22 protein-coding genes and 1 riboswitch are annotated in these 20,771 nt (G+C 46.2%); of the genes, 17 read left to right on the top strand and 5 right to left on the bottom strand.

From position 1 onward, the window contains the following. Nucleotides 1–103 precede the first annotated feature (103 nt). Nucleotides 104–718: a class I SAM-dependent methyltransferase gene (locus tag ACR0QT_RS09080; protein ID WP_432630487.1), complete on the bottom strand. Its 615-nt coding sequence runs from the start codon at nt 716–718 to the stop codon at nt 104–106. 224 nt (nt 719–942) lie between these two features. Between ACR0QT_RS09080 and sigG the strand changes: the two genes are divergently transcribed. Together sigG and ACR0QT_RS09070 are read left to right on the top strand one after the other, a co-directional pair. Further along, the gene (gene sigG / locus ACR0QT_RS09075; protein WP_308450342.1) at nt 943–1,719 is read left to right on the top strand and encodes an RNA polymerase sporulation sigma factor SigG; all 777 of its coding nucleotides are present in this window, start codon (nt 943–945) and stop codon (nt 1,717–1,719) included. Between the two features lie 128 nt (nt 1,720–1,847). Beyond that, on the top strand, nt 1,848–2,252 hold the full coding sequence (locus tag ACR0QT_RS09070; RefSeq protein ID WP_432630486.1) for an amino acid-binding protein: 405 nt from the start codon (nt 1,848–1,850) through the stop codon (nt 2,250–2,252). A gap of 177 nt (nt 2,253–2,429) precedes the next feature. Here the strand turns inward: ACR0QT_RS09070 and ACR0QT_RS09065 are convergent, their stop codons facing one another. Together ACR0QT_RS09065 and ACR0QT_RS09060 are read right to left on the bottom strand one after the other, a co-directional pair. Next, nucleotides 2,430–2,753 (bottom strand): branched-chain amino acid transporter permease, encoded by a 324-nt coding sequence (locus tag ACR0QT_RS09065; protein WP_432630485.1) that lies wholly within the window; start codon nt 2,751–2,753, stop codon nt 2,430–2,432. 76 nt (nt 2,754–2,829) lie between these two features. Beyond that, nucleotides 2,830–3,588: an AzlC family ABC transporter permease gene (locus ACR0QT_RS09060; RefSeq protein WP_432630484.1), complete on the bottom strand. Its 759-nt coding sequence runs from the start codon at nt 3,586–3,588 to the stop codon at nt 2,830–2,832. Nucleotides 3,589–4,007: 419 nt separating this feature from the next. On the opposite strand from ACR0QT_RS09060, the gene ACR0QT_RS09055 reads away from it, so the two are divergent. The 10 genes from ACR0QT_RS09055 to ACR0QT_RS09010 all read left to right on the top strand — a co-directional run bounded on the left by ACR0QT_RS09055 (nt 4,008) and on the right by ACR0QT_RS09010 (nt 12,369). Next, on the top strand, nt 4,008–4,781 hold the full coding sequence (locus tag ACR0QT_RS09055) for a protein-ADP-ribose hydrolase (protein ID WP_432630483.1): 774 nt from the start codon (nt 4,008–4,010) through the stop codon (nt 4,779–4,781). 76 nt (nt 4,782–4,857) lie between these two features. Further along, a riboswitch (cyclic di-GMP riboswitch) is annotated at nt 4,858–4,933 on the top strand. Between the two features lie 217 nt (nt 4,934–5,150). Beyond that, nucleotides 5,151–5,840, top strand: a complete 690-nt coding sequence (locus tag ACR0QT_RS09050) for an ECF transporter S component (RefSeq protein ID WP_432630482.1) — start codon at nt 5,151–5,153, stop codon at nt 5,838–5,840. 36 nt (nt 5,841–5,876) lie between these two features. Then, nucleotides 5,877–6,503, top strand: a complete 627-nt coding sequence (locus ACR0QT_RS09045; RefSeq protein ID WP_432630481.1) for a sensor histidine kinase — start codon at nt 5,877–5,879, stop codon at nt 6,501–6,503. 18 nt (nt 6,504–6,521) lie between these two features. Then, nucleotides 6,522–7,397 (top strand): ATP-binding protein, encoded by an 876-nt coding sequence (locus ACR0QT_RS09040; protein WP_432630508.1) that lies wholly within the window; start codon nt 6,522–6,524, stop codon nt 7,395–7,397. A gap of 119 nt (nt 7,398–7,516) precedes the next feature. Beyond that, nucleotides 7,517–7,936: an MmcQ/YjbR family DNA-binding protein gene (locus tag ACR0QT_RS09035; protein WP_432630480.1), complete on the top strand. Its 420-nt coding sequence runs from the start codon at nt 7,517–7,519 to the stop codon at nt 7,934–7,936. A gap of 166 nt (nt 7,937–8,102) precedes the next feature. Further along, nucleotides 8,103–10,256 carry a PIN domain-containing protein gene (locus ACR0QT_RS09030; protein WP_432630479.1) on the top strand — a complete coding sequence of 718 codons (2,154 nt, stop codon included), beginning with the start codon at nt 8,103–8,105 and terminating at the stop codon, nt 10,254–10,256. 188 nt (nt 10,257–10,444) lie between these two features. Continuing rightward, nucleotides 10,445–10,936: an HD domain-containing protein gene (locus tag ACR0QT_RS09025; protein WP_432630507.1), complete on the top strand. Its 492-nt coding sequence runs from the start codon at nt 10,445–10,447 to the stop codon at nt 10,934–10,936. 261 nt (nt 10,937–11,197) lie between these two features. After that, nucleotides 11,198–11,632 (top strand): helix-turn-helix domain-containing protein, encoded by a 435-nt coding sequence (locus tag ACR0QT_RS09020; RefSeq protein ID WP_432630478.1) that lies wholly within the window; start codon nt 11,198–11,200, stop codon nt 11,630–11,632. Further along, nucleotides 11,607–11,942 carry a hypothetical protein gene (locus ACR0QT_RS09015; protein ID WP_432630477.1) on the top strand — a complete coding sequence of 112 codons (336 nt, stop codon included), beginning with the start codon at nt 11,607–11,609 and terminating at the stop codon, nt 11,940–11,942. The genes ACR0QT_RS09020 and ACR0QT_RS09015 overlap by 26 nt, the downstream gene beginning before the upstream one ends. Nucleotides 11,943–12,108: 166 nt before the next feature. After that, on the top strand, nt 12,109–12,369 hold the full coding sequence (locus ACR0QT_RS09010) for a hypothetical protein (RefSeq protein WP_432630476.1): 261 nt from the start codon (nt 12,109–12,111) through the stop codon (nt 12,367–12,369). Between the two features lie 15 nt (nt 12,370–12,384). Here ACR0QT_RS09010 and ACR0QT_RS09005 read toward each other — a convergent pair whose 3' ends face one another. Beyond that, on the bottom strand, nt 12,385–12,924 hold the full coding sequence (locus ACR0QT_RS09005; RefSeq protein ID WP_432630475.1) for a shikimate kinase: 540 nt from the start codon (nt 12,922–12,924) through the stop codon (nt 12,385–12,387). Between the two features lie 337 nt (nt 12,925–13,261). Between ACR0QT_RS09005 and ACR0QT_RS09000 the strand changes: the two genes are divergently transcribed. After that, complete coding sequence (locus ACR0QT_RS09000; protein WP_432630474.1) at nt 13,262–14,107, top strand: DegV family protein; 846 nt, start codon at nt 13,262–13,264, stop codon at nt 14,105–14,107. A 70-nt stretch (nt 14,108–14,177) separates the two neighbouring features. On the opposite strand, the gene ACR0QT_RS08995 is transcribed toward ACR0QT_RS09000, so the two are convergent. Further along, nucleotides 14,178–15,272: a TIGR01212 family radical SAM protein gene (locus ACR0QT_RS08995; RefSeq protein WP_432630473.1), complete on the bottom strand. Its 1,095-nt coding sequence runs from the start codon at nt 15,270–15,272 to the stop codon at nt 14,178–14,180. Nucleotides 15,273–15,598: 326 nt separating this feature from the next. Between ACR0QT_RS08995 and ACR0QT_RS08990 the strand changes: the two genes are divergently transcribed. The 4 genes from ACR0QT_RS08990 to ACR0QT_RS08975 all read left to right on the top strand — a co-directional run bounded on the left by ACR0QT_RS08990 (nt 15,599) and on the right by ACR0QT_RS08975 (nt 20,747). Next, nucleotides 15,599–16,885, top strand: a complete 1,287-nt coding sequence (locus ACR0QT_RS08990; protein WP_432630472.1) for a galactokinase — start codon at nt 15,599–15,601, stop codon at nt 16,883–16,885. After that, nucleotides 16,885–18,522 (top strand): metallophosphoesterase, encoded by a 1,638-nt coding sequence (locus tag ACR0QT_RS08985; protein WP_432630471.1) that lies wholly within the window; start codon nt 16,885–16,887, stop codon nt 18,520–18,522. The genes ACR0QT_RS08990 and ACR0QT_RS08985 overlap by 1 nt, the downstream gene beginning before the upstream one ends. Before the next feature lie 334 nt (nt 18,523–18,856). Next, a complete protein-coding gene (locus ACR0QT_RS08980; protein ID WP_432630506.1) occupies nt 18,857–19,720 on the top strand; it encodes a YitT family protein in 864 nt (287 codons plus the stop codon). A gap of 214 nt (nt 19,721–19,934) precedes the next feature. Continuing rightward, entirely contained in the window at nt 19,935–20,747 is an 813-nt protein-coding gene (locus ACR0QT_RS08975; RefSeq protein ID WP_432630470.1) for an ABC transporter permease, read from the top strand. Nucleotides 20,748–20,771 lie beyond the last annotated feature (24 nt).

Below are 20,771 nucleotides of genomic sequence, written 5' to 3'. Positions count from 1 at the left end.
TGCAAATCGCATATCCTGCAAAATTTTTCATTCAAAAAAATTGGATTACAATCCGATTCAAGTCTCCGCGAGCGTCGACTTGGCGCGTGATTTTAATTCCATCTTAAAACATCTCGGGAGTCTCAAAAATCACGATTCGCTCTCGCAAGTTATGCCCCTCAAACAGATCCTGACAGTCAATCTCATCATAAAATTCCAGTTCGCTTACGGTCATCAGGTAGGCGAGGTATTCGTCCTGTGGGTAGTAAAAGAAGAGCTTGATGTTTCGTGGATTTTCGTAGTAGGAGTCGAGGACTCTCGCGAGAACGCTCTTTAAAATCTCAACGGAAAATGGATTAAAAAAGAAAATTCGGTTGATTTCGGGAGCGACCGGATACTGTTCGGCATTTGCGAGCACGAATTCCGTCCGGGCGCCTGAGACTGCGCTCTCTTTATTTTTGTGTGCTTCCGCATAGATCCGCTCATCGTACTCGATTCCGATTGCCCGGCATCTGGTCTGGTAGGCGAGAAAGAAATCGACCCGCCCTTTTCCGCATCCGTAGTCGAGCAGAACATGATTTTTGCGGATTTCTCCGCTGTTTGCGAGCCGTTCAAGGACGGAGTAGGGTGTCGGTTCGTAGGGGTAGCAGTACTGATCTGCGTTTGAGTCATCGCGTCCGGAAGTGCGGATTTTCAGAAGTTTGTCCCATTTGTTTTCCTGATCTTGTGTCTGAGCCATAAGTAAAAAGTCCTCATATTTCTGCAAATTTTCTTATTTTTTCTTAATCTTTCTTTTTTATCATAAGATAAATCTTCCGGATTTTCAAATTTTATTCATCTCCGTTCTGGTCTTCTTTCGCACAAAGCCGTATAAATTCACCGGAAAATGTCCATCCTTACATTCAGAGTTGCTGTTTGGACTTGGGATTCACACTCCCTATCAAATCTGCGGAGGTAAAGGATATGCCTGTCTATAAGGTGGAAATTTGTGGCGTGAACACATCAAAGCTCCCGTTGCTCACAAATGAGGAGAAGGATGCTCTTTTTATGCGGATCGCAAAGGGGGACAAGAGTGCCAGAGAGCAGTATATCAAGGGAAATCTGCGTTTGGTCCTGAGTGTCATTCAGCGTTTTGCCGGCAGTCAGGAAAATATTGATGATCTGTTTCAGATCGGCTGTATTGGATTAATCAAGGCGATTGACAATTTTGATCTCTCCCAGAATGTGAGATTTTCAACGTATGCGGTGCCGATGATTCTCGGGGAGGTGCGCCGTTATTTGAGGGACAACAATTCGATTCGCGTCAGTCGTTCCCTGCGGGATATTGCATACAAAGCAATCTATGCCCGAGAAGCACTGACGCGCCGTCTCTCAAGAGAACCTTCGATCTCAGAGATCGCAGAGGAGATCGGGATGAGCAAGGAGGAAGTCACCTATGCGCTTGACGCAATTCAAAGTCCGGTCAGCCTTTACGAGCCGATCTACACGGATGGCGGAGATCCGCTCTATGTGATGGATCAGATCAGTGACAAGAAACATTTGGAGGAAAACTGGGTCGAGGATCTCTCTCTTCGGGAGGCGATGAAACATTTGCCGGGGCGCGAGCGACACATCATCGATATGCGTTTTTTTGAGGGAAAGACCCAGACCGAGGTCGCGGAGGAGATCCATATCAGTCAGGCGCAGGTGTCGAGATTGGAAAAGAGTGCACTCAGGACGATGAAAAATTATTTGAGTTGAGGAAATCATTTACAAATCACTTGCCCTGCGTTATACTAGATGAAAACAGAGAATTTTATACATTAAAGTGCTAGAGTGAAATGAAAAATACAAAGATACAAAAGAACTGAGAAAGGCAGGAAAGAAATATGTTAAAACAGGTGTCTGTTTTTGGCGAGAATTCAAAGGGAACCTTGCAGAAAATCACCAGTATTTTGGCGGAGGCTGAAATTAATATCTGGGGGTCTGTCACAAATGACAGTGCGGAGTTTGGAATCATCCGCATGGTTGTCTCTGACCCGGAAAAGGCACAGGAGAAGCTCACAGAGGCAGGTTATATGTGCCGTCTGAGTAATGTACTCGGCGTTGAGGTGGCAGATGAGGTTGGAAACTTGAATCGCCTCCTGCTTGCGCTCTCTGAGAGTAACATCAGCATCAATTACATGTACCTCTCGTTCAACAGGGATTCCGGAAAGCCGGTTATGGTTTTCAATACGGATGGAATCTGGGAAGTTCAGGAATGTCTGAAATCTAAGGGATATAATCTGATCTAGGGAGAAAGAAAAAGATCGATGGTTCATCGTTTTGCTTAAAGCTCTCACGAGTCTGTGGTGTTGAGACATCATGGATTTGTGAGAGCTTTTTTGTGCAATACAATAAATGAACAAATGAATTGAGAAAAGCAATGCGCGAAAAACCATGCAATGAGATTTGAAATCATCGGCAATCGGTCAGATGAAATGGATCAACAGCATATAAAAAATGGTTCCTCCGGCGATCGAGAGAAGCATCTGGCGTTTCCAGAGATGAATGATTGTCGTCGCAATGATGGCGAGAAACTCCGGTGCTCCGTGTGTGCCGTGAAGAACATCAACGTTTTTCAGACAGTATACGACGAGCATGCCAAAGACTGCTGAGGGAAGATATTTCCCGATATACTGGATAAATGCGGGTGTCTCGCGTTTCTCTGAGAAGATAAAAAATGGGAGAAAGCGGGTTGTCATTGTCGCAAGGACACATAAACCGATGGTGATGATTTGCTGTGGAATGGTCATGGGATAAACCTCCTGTCTACTTACTTGATAGTTGGTCTTGTTTGGCTGAAATTTTTGCTTTTTGTCGTAAATTCTTTTATCTTGTTTTTCCTGTTGCAGTTTCTTTTATTGTGTTTTCTTTTAGAGTCGTTTCTTTGTTTGTAATTTCATTGTCCATGCGCTCAATCGGTTTGCGGAACACGGCGAGCAGAATGATGATCGTGATCATCGTCGGAACCATGAAGGTGTTCGCTCCAAAACCGAAAAGGCAAAGGGCGGAGACGGTGAGGCCGATGATTGCGGAAATGTGATTTTTTTCCTTGAGCCACTGCTCCAAAAAGATCACGACGAACATCGAGGTCATGACGAAGTTAATTCCGGCAGTGTCAAAGGTCAGCAGGGAGCCGATCAGTCCGCCAAGCGTAGCTCCGAGAACCCAGTAAATCTGATTCAGGAGGGTGACGAAAAAGAAAAACCATCCCCGATCGACGCCCTCCGGAATCTCCGCGGAACAGTTGATTGAGAACGTCTCATCGCACATTCCAAAAATCAGATAAAATTTTTTCCACCCGAGTCCCTTAAATTTTTCAAGCATTGAGAGACCGTAAAAGAGGTGACGAGCCTGAATCAGCAGTGCCATGATGAAGACCTGAACCGGGGCGAAGGGGCTTAAGAGCATTTCAACTGTGACAAACTCAAGAGAACCTCCGTAGATCAGCATGCTCATCATGAGCGGATAAAAGAAAGAAAAGCCGGAAGCGTTCATATAGATGCCGTATGCCATACCGAGAAAGCAGAACCCGGTAAAGATCGGAATCGTTTTTGGGAACGCTGTCTTGAAAGCCAGTCGTTTCATGGGAAATAACTCCTTTGTGTAAAATTTTGTGACAGGTTGCTTTTGTATGTTTCAAGGGTTTATTATACTACCTGAAAATTTTGTTTGTAAACAGGAAACCGAATAAAACAAGAGCGAGCAGTTACAAAAATGTGCCTTCTGTACATTTGATCGGAGATGGTTTAAGATGAAAATGCGGAAACAGAAAAAGCAGAAAGCATTGAAAAAGCAGAAAACAGAAAAACCAAAATAGATAAAGCAAAACCAAAACAGACAAAGTAAAACGGAAAAAGCAAAAACCATAGACCAATCAAACAATTATAGAAAAAGTAAAAAACACAGAGAAAGCAAAGAACACAGACAAAACAAAAAATACAGAGAAACAAAGAATGCAGAGAGCAGAAAATAACAGAGAGAATACAGAACAGGAGAATGACAGAATGAATCAGAGTGAGCGACGGCAATATTTAATCAGAGAACTTTTGGCGGAGAATGTTCAGTACCAGAAAATCCGGATTCCGGGGGAAGCGGGAGGTCAGAGAGAACTTCTGCGCGGATTGATGAATGTGCGCCGTCCGATGGCGTGTTCCCCGGAGTTTTTAAAAATTCAGGACGAGTATCTTCAGGAGAGAGCGAGACAGAAGGGAATCGTGGAGCTTGATGAGATCGAGGAGGTTGAGCCGGGAATCTTTTTGTGGAGGGGAGACATTACCCGCCTTCATTGTGATGCGATTGTGAATGCGGCAAACAGTGGAATGACCGGGTGCTATGTCCCGAATCACGCCTGCATTGATAACTGTATTCATACCTTTGCGGGGATTCAGCTTCGCCTTGACTGTGAAAAGATTATGGAAGAGCAGGGGCACGAGGAGCCGACGGGACAGGCGAAGATCACGCCAGCCTACAATCTGCCGTGTAAATATGTAATCCATACAGTTGGTCCGATTGTGCAGGGCGGATTGCAAAGAAAACATGAAGAGCTTTTGGAGTCTTGCTATCGCTCCTGTCTGGAACTTGCAGAGGAGTATCAGTTAAAGAGCATTGCTTTTTGCTGTATTTCTACGGGAGTCTTTATGTTCCCAAATGAGCGTGCAGGAGAGATTGCGGTCGAGACCGTGCGGAAGTTTCGTGAGGAGACTAAGAGCGAGATAAAAGTTATTTTCAATGTATTTAAAGAGGAGGACGAGAGGATTTACAGAAAGTTTTTGAATTAAAAAAGGACAGATAAGGACAGATTTTGTAGTTGTCAGAATTGACAGAATCCTCAGAAAAGCGTATAATTATTCATATATTTATATTGGGCAAAGCAATCGAAAGGTTGTGACGCAAAGCTATAGGGCCTGTGAAATGGTAGCCAGTTGCACAAAATCGAAATATGCAGGGGACACCATAATTTTTTATGGTGTTTTTTCATTTTTTGAGGATGTTTTAGGGGAGAAACTCTGTCCGAGGGGACAGGGGGACTCTGCGTTTTCAGAAAACAATCAAATAAGACAGAATAAAGAAGACAGAATATCGAAAACGGCAAGGCGACGATCATTTTCACAGGACAAAAGATACTAGGGAAAAGGGAGTATGTGAAAGTGAGCAGAGACTATCCAAAACAATCCCGTTTTGAAAAATTATATGGAATTGCCCTGAGCAGGCAGGTGAAGACGGAAATTCTCATTATGCTGATGTCGGCAGAGTTGATTTTGGCGTTTTCGTATTTGGGATTTATCATCATCCCGCCCGTATCTCTTACGACCATGCATATTCTTGTGATTGTTGCGACGATGATACTCGGAACGAAGGAGGGAATTGCGGTAGCAATGATTTTTGCCCTGACTTCAATGTGGAAGGCAACGGTCACGGGAATCCAGTATGGAGATCTCATCTTTTCTCCGTTTCGCAGTGGAGAACCTATGCGATCCCTGATTTTGACGACGGCAAGGCTCTGGTTTGCGCTGATTACCGGTTGGATGTTTGCGTTCTATTTCCGAAAGGAGAGAAAACATGTCTATGTGGGGATTGCGCTGATCACGATGTTTTCCACCTGGCTTCACGGCAGTATCGCAATGGCATTTATGGCAGGACTTTTTCCCGAGTGTGGGGTGACGGTCAATCAGATTTTGACGAGTTGGCTTTCGACCAATAAGTTAATTCTCTATACCTGCACGATGTGTATGGTCTGTCTGCTTCACTATTATTTGTCTCGAGGGCACTGGAGAAAGGAACTTGAGGTGCTCAGCCGTTCGGAGCGGACAGAGATGAAGCTCCATATGGGATATTAGTATGGGGTAGCGGTAACAGGGCTGATCATCTGCGGAATGCTTCTGTTTCATCTGATGTCTCGGATGGAGCTTGTGCTCAGACAGAAGAATTATATTGCGACATTTGAGTGGAATTCAAAGGAAACGCAGATTCTTCTTCAGTTTTTCTGCGCCTTTCTCGGCGTGCTGATCCTGATATACATCACTGTGCGCTGGATTGGGGAGTATCGCGCTTTGCAGGGAATCCGTGTCCAGAAAGAGACGGATATGGAGAAACGCTTGATGGCGGAGAAAGAGTTGAATCAGCGCCTGTATGAGCAGAATGCGGTGTTAGAGCACCAGAAAACGCTGTTGAAAGAGGCGGTGGAACGGGCAGAGCGCGCAAATGAGGAGAGCCGGAAATCTGCGGAAGCGAAGACAAACTTCCTGTCGAGAATGACGCATGATATCCGAACTCCACTTAATGGAATCATCGGTCTGCTCCGCATTTCAGAGAGACATCCGGATGACATCGAACTGCTTCGGACAAATCGGGAAAAGATGATGATCTCTGCAAATCATTTGCTTTCCCTGATCAACGATATGCTTCAGATGAGCAAGCTTGAAGATGGAAATGTTGTTCTTGCACATGAGGTGATTAATCTTGAAGAACTCTCCTCAGATATCCTGACGATTATCAGTTAGAGAGCTGCCGAGGAGGGAATCACAATTCGATTTGACTGTGAACCGGGAAGTCTTCAGGAGCCATACATTTACGGAAGTTCGCTTCACATTCGCCAGCTTTTCTTAAATATCTATGGCAACTGCATCAAGTATAATCGTGTCGGCGGAAGCGTTTCTACTCAGCTTGACTGTCTGGGAGTATCGGGGAACACGGTGACTTATCGATGGGTGATCTCCGACACTGGAATCGGTATGAGCAAAGATTTCCTCAAACACATCTTTGAGCCGTTTTCGCAGGAGCGCACAGACGCGAGAAGCGTCTACAATGGAACCGGACTTGGCATGTCGATTGTGAAGGCACTTGTCGATAAGATGAACGGCACAATCAAGGTCGACAGCAGGGAGGGCGAGGGATCGGTATTTACGATCACAATTCCATTTGAGATCGCAGAGGCGGAAGAAACGAAAGCTCTTATGGAAAATGGAAACGCACGGGAAATTCAGGGAGAGGCGAGCATTCGCGGTCTGCATCTGCTCCTTGCGGAGGACAACCTGCTGAATGCAGAGATTGCGGAGACGCTTCTCGGTGATGCCGGGGCGACGATCACGATTGTCCATGATGGAAAACAGGCGATTCAGGAGTTTGCCGATCATCCGAAAGGGACGTTTGATGCGATTCTGATGGACATTATGATGCCTGTGGTGGATGGAATTTCTGCGACGAAGGAAATCCGAAAGATGGATCGCGAAGATGCGAAACAGATTCCGATTATTGCGATGACGGCAAACGCGTTTGAGGAAGATGCGAAGAAATGCATGGAGGCAAATATGAATGCACATCTCTCAAAACCGCTTCAGATGGACAAGGTGATTGCGACAATCGCCAAGTACTGTGGAAGAGAAGCCTCAGCATGATAAAATAGGCTGGATTGGTGTCGCCAACAAGAAAATAAAAGTAAGAAAAAGCCCGTTTTGCACAAAGTTTGATTGGAGTCAGACAGGTGCAAAGCGGGTGTTTTACATGGAGGAAAATGATGAATCGAACAGAACTTTTCGCACTTGTGGAAAAAAACTATCATGTAGAGCCGGACTATCCGTGGCGGGATACGAATGCAGTGCTTCGCCATCGCGACACGAAGAAATGGTTTGGGGTAGTCCTGAGTGTGGCGGGAGAGAAAATCGGCTTGGCGGGGCAGGAAGGTGTAGATCTTTTGAATATCAAGTGTGATCCGATTCTGATTGGCTCGCTGGTCACGCAGGAGGGATTTTTCCCTGCTTATCATATGAACAAGGAGAACTGGATCAGCATTCTTCTGAGTGAGGAATCGGAGGAAATCTTTAACCAGCAGATAGAAAATCTTCTGGATCTGAGCTATGAGTTGACAATCGAAAAAAAGAAGACGAAGAAAACGAACACGAAGAAAACGAACACAAAGAAAAAGAAAGCGGAGTAAAGAGGGGGCGTACCACTACATACCACAAACGAAAGCGAAAAAACCCGCTTTTAAATTTTGCGAAGAAGTGTATAATGGAATCAGCGCTGAAGTTTCCGGACATAATTTCCGAACAGGATTTCCGTGCAGAATGACCGGACGGAATGGAAAGGATAAATTGGATTTTATGAAAAGAACGTATTTGATTGACAGTGAAAATATCAATGATGTATGGGTGGAAATCCTGGATGCCCTTGAAAGCGGGGACTGCATCATGGTGTTTTTCACAGATAAAAGCGCACACATGGGATATGACCGAATTGTCCGCCTGATGGAGCTGGAAAAAGGAACGGTGAGATGGATTCGCTGTTTTGGCGGTCAGAATGCTCTCGATTTTCAGCTGGTCACCGAGCTTGGTCATCAGATTTGTCAGGATCAGGAACGCGAGTATGTGATTGTCTCAAACGATACCGGATACGATTCGGTTGTTCGCTACTGGCAACAGAGAGGATGCAGTGTCAGCCGGATCAAAGGAATTGAGTGCACAAAACTTGCGAGCAGGATGAAGAAACAGCGCCAGGAAGAACCTTGTATTTCGATTTTTTCGAAAAAGAAATCTGCGGAGGAAATGACCTCGGAATCGGTGGTTTCAGAATCGGTGTCTCTGGAAAAAGCAACTTCTGAAAAAGCGATCTCCGAAAAAATAGTTTCAATCGTTTCGGAGCAGAACGTTTTTGAAAACGCGGTTTCTGAAAATGGATTTTCTAAGGATCAAACTTCGAAGGATCAAATTTCCGAGAGCGAAGAGATCGCAGAGATGGCAGGTTCAAGCTCCGAGGAAAAGCAGAGCGAGCAGGCTCAGCCTACTCAGACGAACACCCAGGAAGATACTCAGGAAAGCGTCCAGAAAAATGTTCAGAAAGGTGCTCAGAAGAGTGCAGTGGCAGATTTTGTGAAGGAGATTGTGGACGAGGCGAAGAAGTCAGTTTCTGCTTCCGTTGAGATCGGAAACGAAGAAAAATCGGAGAATCCGGAATCTGAGTCAGATGCCTGCGATGGCGCAGAATCAGAGAAACCGAACCGGAGAAAGAGAAGACGGGGAAAGTCCTCAGCCATGCTTGCAAAAACGCTTTTTGACAAGGTGGCAACGCCTGAGCGCAAGGCACAGGTGGAATCGCTGACAGATACCGCAAAGACGGCTCTGGGAGCGGTTTTAGAGACGGCATCTGAGATGATTGCAGAGCAGATCGCGGAGAAGAATTCCGAAAAAAATACGGAGAAAAATGCCGAGAAAAACGCTGGGAAAAAGACCGAGAAAAAAGCGGAGAAGAGCGCAGGAAAGAACGTAGAAAAGAACGTAGAAAAGAACATTGATAAGGTTGAGAAGACTGAGAAAAAAGCAGAAAAGAATGCCGGAAAAAATTCAGAGAGACATACCGAGAAACTTGCAGAGGCAAAATCAGAATCTGCACTGGAATGTGCTGTGACAAAACCGGATTCTGAGGAAACTCCAAAGAAAACGGAAAAGAAAACAGCAAATAAAACAGAGGAATTCGAGACCGAGTATCCGGAACTTGAGGATGAGAGGGATCTAAACTATGATCCGGACGAGGATCAGGATGAAGGTTCCGAGGAAGAGCCAAATGAAGATCGAAATGATGGTCAGAATGAGGCGCAAAAATTATGCAGTGCTGATGCAGAGAATCTGTCAGAGAATCCGGCACAGAATTCTGTGCAGAAAGATGTTCAGGAAAAAGATTCCGAGAACAGGAAGAATGCAGAGAATTTAGAAAATGCAAAAAATCCAGAGAACTCAGAAAAGCCGGAGAAGCTAGAAGAATCGGAAGAGTCAGAAGAGACAGAGGCGCAGAGAATGGCATCATACACGCCGTGTCAGCGTTCAGTTCTCAGAATTTTCCGCGCGAGCGGAAGCACAGATCCGCACCAGGATCTCAAGTTTTTCATGGATCTTTGCGGGACGGTGAAACTTTCCAATATGTCGATGGTTCACAATATGCTTGAGTATCAGTTTGGTCAGGCAGTGGGAAACAGTCTCTACCGCTATCTCAAGGAAAATCCAGAGTGTAAGGAAGAACTTTCTGCCGGATACAGCAACCGCAGAAAGCAGAGGGAGAGAGAGTATCTTGACCTGATTTTAAAGAGAAATCGGATTGAAATTTCGGAAGAGGCGACGGAGACGATCTGGAAGATTTTAAGCGGACTTCCGCGCAAGAATCTCAGCGGAATTCACACGGCTCTGGTGAAAAAATTCGGTCAGGAAATCGGAAGCGGTTACTATGCGGTGCTCCGCAACCATGTGAAAATTATTCGCAATCTGTAAGGGACAGAGAAGAATCGTCAGGAAGCAAAGGACGAGAAAACGAAAAACCGAAAAACCAAAAAATCAAAAATCAGAGATCAGGAATCGAAAAAGAAAAAACAACAGTAAAGTAAAATTAAAAAGCCAAATTAAAAAGTAAAATCAAGAAGTGAAAACCAGAAAACTGGAAATGAGGAAATGCCATGGAGATGCAACTTGCGAGACTGATGGATGCGATGATCGGTTATGATCATGGGGATGCAAAGAGAATCCAGCATTTTGTGAAAGTGCACGATTTTGCAACCGCGATCGGAAAGTTAGAAGGACTTGATGAGGAGACGCAGTTTATTTTGGAGAGTGCGTCAATTCTGCATGATATTGGCATTCATATCAGTGAACAGAAATATGGTTCAAGCAGTGGAAAATATCAGGAGTTGGAGGGTCCGGCAGAAGCCGAGAAACTCATGCGGGAGGTTGGCGGTTACACGGAGAGTCAGATGGATCGGATCAAGTATCTGATCGGTCATCACCACACCTACCATGAGATCAACGGAATGGATTATCAGATCCTAGTAGAAGCGGATTTCCTTGTGAATCTTTATGAGGACGGGGAGTCAAAGGAGACGGCAGAGGCAGTACGCAGTCGGATTTTCCGCACAAAGACGGGAATCCGTTTTCTGTCGCAGATGTTCGGAATTTGATGGATTTGGTTCGGATTTGAGAAAATAAAATATGTCCGCTTTAGCGCAAGATGGGCGATTGGCATGATGAAGAAACGTTCGCATGCCAGTCGCCTGTTTTTTTGTGTGGAGAGAAATTAAACCACAGGTTCAATGACAGGTTGCGCTTTTTGCATTATAATAAAAGAACAATGACAGCGGAAAGTAAGAGTAGATTGTCTGAGAAAAAAATGATAAAATAAAGTCGTGTTTGTGGGTGGGAAAGAATACGGAGGAGAAGCTATGGAACCGATTTATATGTCGATTCAGCAGGAAGAAACGGGAAACCGAATCAGAGCCCTTCTGAAAAAGAATGGCTATACGGTAAAGGACATCCAGGGCGCCATGGGATTTGAAAATCCGCAGGCGATTTATAAATGGCTGTCCGGAAAAACACTGCCGAGTCTTGACAATCTCTTGATTTTGAGCCGAGTACTGCACACCACTATGGAAGATATCCTCGTCATTGACGGGGATATTTCTTTTTACTCTGTAAATGTATATCATCATGCATATCGCGGAGGGATCAGTGAGATGCCTATCGGTTTATTGAGGGCTAAAAGTGCATCACTGAGGCGTTTGCTTATTTATTTTGAATATCTTCAGACACATCGTGAACCACACTATCAGGGGGAAGGGAGACAGAATACATATGATAAAGAACTTTTGGCAGTTTGAGTCTTTTTCGCCGTTTTCGCTCTCGTACATGTATATCGATTACAAAGAATATCTTGCGGATGCCCTGTTCGCTCAGGAAAAATTAAAGTGGAAAATTACACATGAGATGGATCGAGAAGATTTGCCGTACTGTGTGATTTTCTGTAAAATCCGTAAGCGGGATCAGAAACGATTTGTGCAGGTGATGGAAAAACTTGCAAACAAAGCTCTGCTTTGCGTTGGCGGGGAGTATGAGAAATATTGCAAAGAGATGGATGCGATGATTTCTGAGGGAAAGGCAGAAGAATGCGAAAGTGCTGTGAAGATGTGAGCAGTTGAAAGAAGATGTGAAAAGTAAATCGAGAAAATTGAATCGAAAAAATTGAATTGGGAAGATCAAAAGTCAGAGCAAGTCCGAAAACGAGAAAGAACAAGAGTAAAAAACAGAAATCAGGCAATTAAACAAAAAACAGAGAAAGACGAGAGGGGAAATCGGCATGGGAGCAGAGAAGAAAAAGTATGTCTCACTGGATAAGAGAAGCAAGCGCGAACAGAAAGAATATTATTCGAGCATGAGGTGCGGGTGGAACGGTTTGAATCCGGCGACGAGAACGATGCCGAATGGAAAGGCATATCAGAGAAACAAGGCAAAACGAGAAGAGCAAAGACTCAGCAGAGAATTTCGAGGAGGAAGTTCTGCTGAGTCTTTTTCTTTATTTTTACAGATCGTTACTTTTAGAGGTCGAGATTTATCTTAATAAAAGATGATTCATCTACTGGATGTTTAAGGCATTCAGAATTTCCTCGCAGATTTCCTCTGCGCTCTTGCCATCTGTGGCGACGGTGATGTCTGCGACAGATTCGTAGCGACTGCGCCGTTTTTCCATCAGATTGCGGATGTAGTCTACATTCATGTTGTTGTTTAAGATCGGGCGGTCGGTGTTGTCTTTCACGCGCTCATAGACGGTCTCCGGGGTTGCGGTCAGGAGTACAATGCGTCCGCACTGCTTCATGATTTGGGTGTTCTCCTCGCGCATCACGGCACCGCCTCCGCAGGAGACGATCATCGGAGAGCACTGAGAAAGATCCTTTAAAAGAGTGGTTTCGAGATCGCGGAAATAAGCCTCTCCGTGTTTGGCAAAAATATCCGGAATCGACATGCCCTCTTCCCTTGCGATTGTCTCGTCCATCTCCATCTGGTCAACAGGAAGCATTTTTTTGAGCTGGGTTGCGATCGTGCTTTTTCCAGCACCCATAAATCCGATCAGGAAGATATGGGAATTCAGTTTGAGATTGTTGCTGTATTTCATCATAAAAATGATCCTTTCTTACTTTCGTAAAATAATGGTTTGCTTGCTATTCCCTCGGGTCTCGTCATAAAAACGTGATTGGAGAAGGAATCGCGAATGAATGTTAATTGAAATTATTATAACAGGCGCAGAATGGAATAACAAGTTGCAGTTTGTGCAACGTATGATGTGTAATACATGAGTTACTGGAAAGGAACGGGAATTTTTCAAACTTAAAATTTTATAGGATACTGTGGGAACTTCAGAAAAGAGTAGCAATATAAAAAACAATATGCTATAATAAGTAGTATTGAAAACCAGATATTGAGGGGAAATGTTTCGAGAGGAGAATTTTGAGACTATGAGTTATAAAGTGACAGGAGACAGCTGTCTCGATTTGACAAAGGAGATGAAGCAGAATCCGCACTTTCAGATGGTTCCGCTGACGCTTCAGGTGGATGATCATATGGTGATTGATGATGAGACGTTTGATCAGAAGGCGTTCATCAAGATGGTGAAGGAGAGTCCGAACTGTCCGAAGACCGCATGTCCGTCGCCGGAGGCGTTTAAGAATTCTTATGAAGGAGATGCAGAGGATGTCTATGCAATCCTCCTGTCAAGTCATTTAAGTGGATGTTACAACAGTGCTACGGTCGGAAAAGACATGTACGAGGAAGAGCACGGTGCAGATCATAAAAATATTCTCGTGCTGGATTCCGAGTCTGCGTCTGCGGGAGAATTGAATCTTGCGCTCTATGTTCGTGATATGTATGAGCAGGGAATGAAATTCCCGGAGATTTCCAAGAAACTCGTGGAGCTTCGCGATCGCCAGAAGACGTATTTCGTGATCGACTCCTTAGAGCCACTGCGCAAGAATGGTCGTCTGACTGGACTTCAGGCATTCTTTGCGACTGCACTGAACATCAAGCCGGTTATGGGTGCCGATCACGGTACGATCATCAAACTGGAGCAGGCAAGAGGAATCAATAAGGCATTCTCGAGAATGTGCGAGATTGCAGTGCGTGAGGCGGAGAATCCGTCCGAGCGTCGTGCGGTGATCGCTCACTGCAACTGCCCGGATCGTGCTGAGTATGTGAAAAATGAGCTGATGAAGCGAGCTACATTCAAGGAGATCGTGATCACAGAGACGGCTGGAGTTGCAACCGTTTATGCCGGAGATGGCGGTATCGTGCTCGCAGTTGTATAACTTAAATCAAATCACGCGCCAAGTCTTGGCGAGCGTTGACTTGAACTTAAGGACTTAAACTCAGCGTAACTTAGCGTGGATGCGCTGTCGTTCGTGCACAGCCCTGATAAATATTTCGTTCTTTGAAGCGTCTGGTGAGCGTGTTGAGCACCAGGCGCTTATTTGCGCTCCAGAGTGGGGCGACGAGAAGACTCTTAGGGCCATCTCCGGTGAGGCGGTGAATCGTGATCTCGGGTGGGAGAATGCTCACACAGTCGATAACAAGGTCGAGATATTCCTCCATCGAGAAGACGGGAAATGGGTGATTTTCATAAAACGTGCAGAGATCCGTGCCCCGCAAGACATGGAGAAGCTGGAGTTTGATTCCCTGAATGTCCTGTTTGCCGAGCCAGGAGACGGTCTCAAGCATGTCCTCACGGCTCTCTCCGGGGAGTCCGAGGATCACGTGGACGATGACTTCAAGACCGCGGGCGCGGAGGCATTGAAGCGCGTCCTCAAAGCAGGAGAGCGGATAACCGCGCCGAATAAAGTTGGCGCTTTTTTCGTGGATCGTCTGAAGCCCAAGCTCAATCCAGACTGGCTTGATCTGATTTAATTCCTCGCAGAGGTCGAGAACCTCGTCAGAGAGACAGTCGGGGCGGGTTCCGATCGCAATCGCCTTGACGAGAGGGTGGGAGATTGCCGAGGAGAAGAGGGCACGCAGGTAGGAAACCGGGGCGTAAGTGTTTGTGTAGGACTGAAAATAGGCGAGATAGGCCTCCGGAGACTTTCCCATCTTGTGACTGATGCGCGTGATTGCCTCTTCAATCTGTGTGTGGACAGCGGAGGAGATCGCGGAATTCGCGCTTAAATTTGCGTCTGAGCGTATGTTTGAACTTATTGAAGTTGTGCCTGAATCTGCATCTGCATCTAAATTTGTATTTGAATTTATATTTAAATTTATATTTGAATCTGGGGTGAAATCCGATTTTAAATCAAGTCTTAATCTGGTTGCAAAATCTCCGGAGCCACCTTCACTGCAAAAGATGCATCCGCGGGTTTCGAGTGTGCCATCGCGGTTTGGGCAGGTCATTCCGCCGTCGAGGGCGATTTTGTATACTTTTGTTCCAAAGCGTTTCTTTAATTCCCAGTCGAGGGAGTGATAAGGTTTTCCGTTCCAGTCCATAGTCTATGATTGACCTCTCATTTCTTCCAAATTTTTTCTAAAATCTTTAATTGTTATTTTAATCATTATTTTTTTGAATTCGTTAGTTTCTATGGTGTTCATTATAGATCATCATAATCGGAAAGCAGAAAATCTTCAAGCAAAGGATTTTAGTTGAATTTTTTGCTGTCGTACAAAAATGTATCAATTTCAAAGAATATCGTATTGTTACCGCTTCGCGAAATGTGATATACTTTTAGCGTCTTCCGGAGGAGAGAATCCGACCGGTTCAGACATTTAAAAGAAATGGGGCTTATTGGATTACATAAAAATTGGAGGAGAAGGATATGAGATCAGAAGAAACCTTGCAGTTACTCGAGTCTGAGGGAGCAAAACATCTGATGAGACAGCTTTACGGGGAGAAGGCGGAGGAGAACACCAACCGCTATCGTCACGTTGTGCAGAAGTTTCACGATACATTCGGCGATCAGGAGATGATGCTGTTCAGCTCTCCGGGAAGAACGGAGATCAGCGGAAATCACACCGACCACAATCACGGAAAAGTGCTTGCAGGAAGCATTAATCTGGACTGTGTGGCAGTCGGCGCGATCAACCACTCTTCCAAGGTAAATATCATCAGCGAGACATTCAATCAGAATTTTACGATTGATCTGAATGAACTGGCACCGAGCCAGAAGAAGGCGGGAACGGTCGATCTGATCAAGGGACTGCTCAAGGGATTTGAGGAGAGCGGATACAAGATTGGCGGTTTTGATGCCTACATCACGAGCAATGTCATCAGCTCTGCGGGTGTGAGCTCATCTGCATCGTTTGAGATGCTTCTGTGTTCGATGATCAATCGTTTCTTCAATGAGGGACGGATGGACACCGTTGCCTATGCCCATATCGGAAAATATGCAGAGAACGTATACTGGGACAAAGCTTCCGGACTGCTTGACCAGATGGCATGTGCAGTCGGTGGCCTGATCACGATCGATTTCTTAAATCCGAACGAGCCGAAGGTGGAGAAGATCGATTTTGATTTTGCATCTCAGGATCACAGCCTGATTATCGTGCAGACCGGACGCGGACATGCCGATCTGAGTGCAGATTATTCGGCAGTACCGGCGGAGATGAAGAAGGTTGCGGAGTATTTTGGAAAAGAGGTTTGCGCACAGATTACGGAGGAGCAGTTGATTGAGAATTTGAAGGAGGTCCGCAAATACGCCGGAGATCGTTCTGTCCTCAGAGCCCTTCATTTCTTTGAGGAGAACAAGCGTGTCGAGGCAGAGGTCAAGGCTCTGAAAGAGGGACGCTTTGAGGACTTCTTAGAGAATGTGACGGCTTCCGGAAATTCTTCCTGGAAATGGCTTCAGAACTGCTACACCAACACCAACTATCAGGAACAGGGAATTTCGGTTGCCCTTGCCCTGACAGAATTGTTTATAGAGGAGAAGAAGCGGGGAGCCTGCCGTATTCACGGTGGCGGATTCGCAGGAGTTATCATGGCAATGTTGCCGAATGATCTTGTGGACGAGTATGTGGCTTTCATTGAAAAAGCACTCGGTGAGGGAAGTGCATACCGGATGACAATCCGTCCTTACGGGGCAATCTGCGTCAATGACGAGATTTGATGAAACTGAAAAAATATTTACATCTTTTATGTTACCTGGCTCTGATCCTGATTTGTGCCGGGGTGGTCTATCTGCTGGGAGAACTTGGAGGCAGCCATTCCGGGACAGGAAAGGAGACGGAGCACTCTGCACAGACTCCGGAGGAATCGACGGAAGACACTGAAGCAGGGGAGACTTCACAGCCGGAGACGGAGGAATCTTCTGAGGGATTCTCAGAGGGATCAGACGACTCCGAGACCGAAAATGGGGAAGCCGGGCAGGAGGAATCCTATGAAGCCTGGCTTTCTGATGTTTTAAAACGCAACCTGCAAAAAGGCAGTACCGGAGGGAAAAAGCGCGGGACGGGAACTAAGAATGGCAAGGCAGAGACTTCAGAGAGCGAAGGTGAGGAGACTACGGAGGAGTATGTTCCGCCGACAATCATGGTTGTCTCGGATCTTCACTATATGAGTGGGACGACGCACGATGACGGGACGGCTTTTTGGAAGATGGTTGCAAATGACGACGGAAAGACGAGCCAGTACAGCGATTTTCTGATGGATGCGCTTGCCGATACGGTTCTTGAAAAGATGCCGTCCGCCCTTGTGCTGACCGGGGATATTACGCTGAACGGGGAGCGGGAAAACCATGAAAAGCTCGCAGAGCGCCTCCGCGCGATTCAGGATGCCGGGATTCCGGTTGTCGTGATCCCGGGAAACCATGACATCAGCAACAAGAATTCTGCAACCTACTTTGGCATTGAAAAAGAGGAGGCAGAATACCTACACTCGGGGGAGGAATTCTATGAGATCTACCATGAATTTGGATTTGATCAGTCCCCGAACCGGGATCCGAGTTCGCTCAGTTATGTCTATCCGGTGGATGCAGAGCACTGGCTTTTGATGCTCGATTCTTGCCAGTATGAGAATGGAAATAAGGTTGGAGGTCGGATTCGACCCGAGACGCTGACCTGGCTTGGCGTGCATCTTCGCGTCGCGCAGGAGCATGGGATCGAGGTGCTTCCGATGGCACATCACAACCTGCTCTCCGAGAGCCGGATGTACACCTCCGAGTGTACGCTTGAGAATACGTATGATACCGTAAATCTGCTTGAGTCCTATCAGGTTCCGCTCTACATCAGCGGTCACCTTCACGCGGAGCGAATCAAGAAGCACAAGCCGGAACCCGGAACCTCCGCCGACGATTATGGAGTGTCGGAGATCGTGATGCCTCCGTTTTCGATTCCCGCGTGCCAGTACGGAGTCTTAAGCTGGGATACCGAGGGTGGCATGCACTTTGAGACGGAGAAGCTCGACGTCGAGGCATACGCGAGAAAAGTCGGAAGCACCGATGAACACCTTCTGAATTTCTCGACGTGGTCACCGAAGTTTGTGAAGGAGATCATAAAAAACCAGGTGATGAAGACGATCACACTCGTGCCGGATGATCTGAAGGAGGAGATGGCGGGACTCTACGCCGATCTCTACTATGATTACTGTTGTGGCAACCAGATGAGCTGGGAGCCGGTGCGGGCGACAGCGGGATATAAGCTGTGGCAGAGAGTGTTGCCGGACAATGTGTACACAAAGAGAATCGCGCAGATGATCGAGGATGTGCGGGAGGATCTGCACACCTGGGATTCACCGGCGTCCAAATAAAATTTCGTTAGGATTTCACATGGTTCACCAGAATTCTTGCTGGATTTTTTCAAATACTAATCCAGTAGGAATCCTGTACCCTGCCCAATCAGAAGAATGTTTGCTATTTCCATACAAATGCGATATAGTGAGCACGGGATGAAGGAGTCATAATAAAACTGTCATAATAAAACTGCAAAAGCATAAGGCAGTGATTTATTGATTCCAGATTTGAGAAAATATGGGTAGCAAAGGCGCTACAAAAATTCACAGACAGAATGAGATAGGATGTAGAAATATCGTTTTGGATGTGTTTTTTTGCGCCTTTCAAGGAGAGATTATGGCAACACAGGATATTCAAAACATCAAAAATCCATTTTTAAAAGTGCTCGCGGAATATGGAATGATCACGGTCAGCATCTGGATCATGGTGGTCGGAATTTATTTCTTCAAGTTTCCGAATAACTTTGCATTCGGCGGTGTGACCGGATTTTCCTCGATTGTCGGAAAGGTGACCCCGATCAGTGCGAGTGACTTTACGTTTGTGGCAAACACGGCTCTGCTTGTTCTGGGATTTATTTTTCTCGGCACCGATGTCGGAATCAAGACGGTTTACTCGAGTATGCTGATGTCGTTCAGCCTTTCGGCACTTGAGCGAATCTGTCCGCTCTCGGCACCGCTGACCGACCAGCCGATGCTCGAGCTTGTCTTTGCGATCTTTCTGCCGGCGGTCGGCTCTGCGATCCTCTTTAACATCGGAGCATCGAGCGGAGGAACGGACATCATTGCGATGATCCTGAAAGCACACTCGAGTCTGAACATTGGCACGGCGCTTCTGTGCGTCGATGTGGCTTCGGTGCTGATGTCATTTTTCGTCTTTGGACCGACGACGGGACTTTATTCTTCGCTTGGTCTTATGGCGAAATCGCTGGTGATTGATGAGGTGATTGAGAACATCAACCTCTGCAAATGTTTTACGATCATCTGTGACGATCCGGACCCGATCTGCGAGTATATCATCCACGATTTGAACCGCAGTGCGACGACGTACAAGGCGCAGGGGGCATTCACTCATCACAACAAGACTGTGATTTTGACGACGGTCAAGCGCGGACAGGCAGTGTGGCTTCGCAACTATGTCCGAAAGAAAGAGCCGAGTGCATTTATTCTGATCTCAAATTCGAGTGAAATCATCGGAAAAGGATTTCTTCAGAGCTGATCAAAGTGCGGATTTAAAAGTCGATTCAAAAGTTGATTTAAAAGTTGATTCAAAAGCTGAGTAAAACCTGACTTAAACGCGGATCATGCGTTTGAGATGAGAAAAATCGGCAAAATCCATATGCCGTTACAAAGGATAGCGGTACACGCCTCCTTATCCTTCTGCATATAGTGAAGGTATCAAAGATCGGACGTTATCTGACCGGGAGGGCTCTATGGATCAGTTTCAGGAAGAATATATCAGACAGGAACAACTACACAGAAGAAGGGTGAAAGTGATACGGCGGATGTTGCTCGTTCTGCTCCTCGCCCTGTGGGAACTCTGTACGAGACTGAATATCATCGATGGATTTATTTTCAGCTCTCCGTCCAGAGTTCTTTTTTGTCTCGCCGGAATGGTTCGGGATGGGAGTATCTGGGAGCATCTCGGAATTACGCTGTTTGAGACGATTGTGAGTTTTTTGCTTGTGACGGGAATTGGAATCTTTATGGCGGTGCTTCTTTGGTCAAGCCGGACGCTCGCGGAGATTCTCGAGCCGTATCTGGTGATGCTCAACAGCCTGCCAAAATCGGCTCTGGCACCGATGCTGATCGTCTGGCTCGGAAGCCATGTCCACACGATCGTTGTCGCAGCGATCTCCGTCGCCGTCTTCGGATCGATTATGACGCTTCACGCGGGATTTCAGGAGACGGACCCGGATAAGATTCGCCTGATTCGCTCCCTCGGCGGGGGAAAGAAGGAAGTGCTCACGAAAGTCCTGCTTCCCGGGGCAGTTCCGCTGATTGTCAGCAACATGAAAGTCAATGTCGGACTCTGTCTCGTTGGCGTGATTATCGGAGAGTTTCTCTCGGCAAAACGGGGACTCGGCTATCTGATTATTTACAGCAGTCAGACGTTCCAGCTTGACATCCTGATGATGAGCATTCTGATCCTCTGCGTGGTCTGTGCCCTGCTCTACACGGGAATTTCGTTCCTAAAACATCTCGCAGAGTTCGACAGAAATACTGAAAAAGAAAACTTGTTATAAGAAAATCGATTGTGCGTATGAATG

Source organism: Brotaphodocola sp., from assembly GCF_050873365.1.
Taxonomy (GTDB): Bacteria; Bacillota; Clostridia; order Lachnospirales; family Lachnospiraceae; genus Brotaphodocola.
This window is presented reverse-complemented; position numbering and strand designations above follow the sequence as displayed.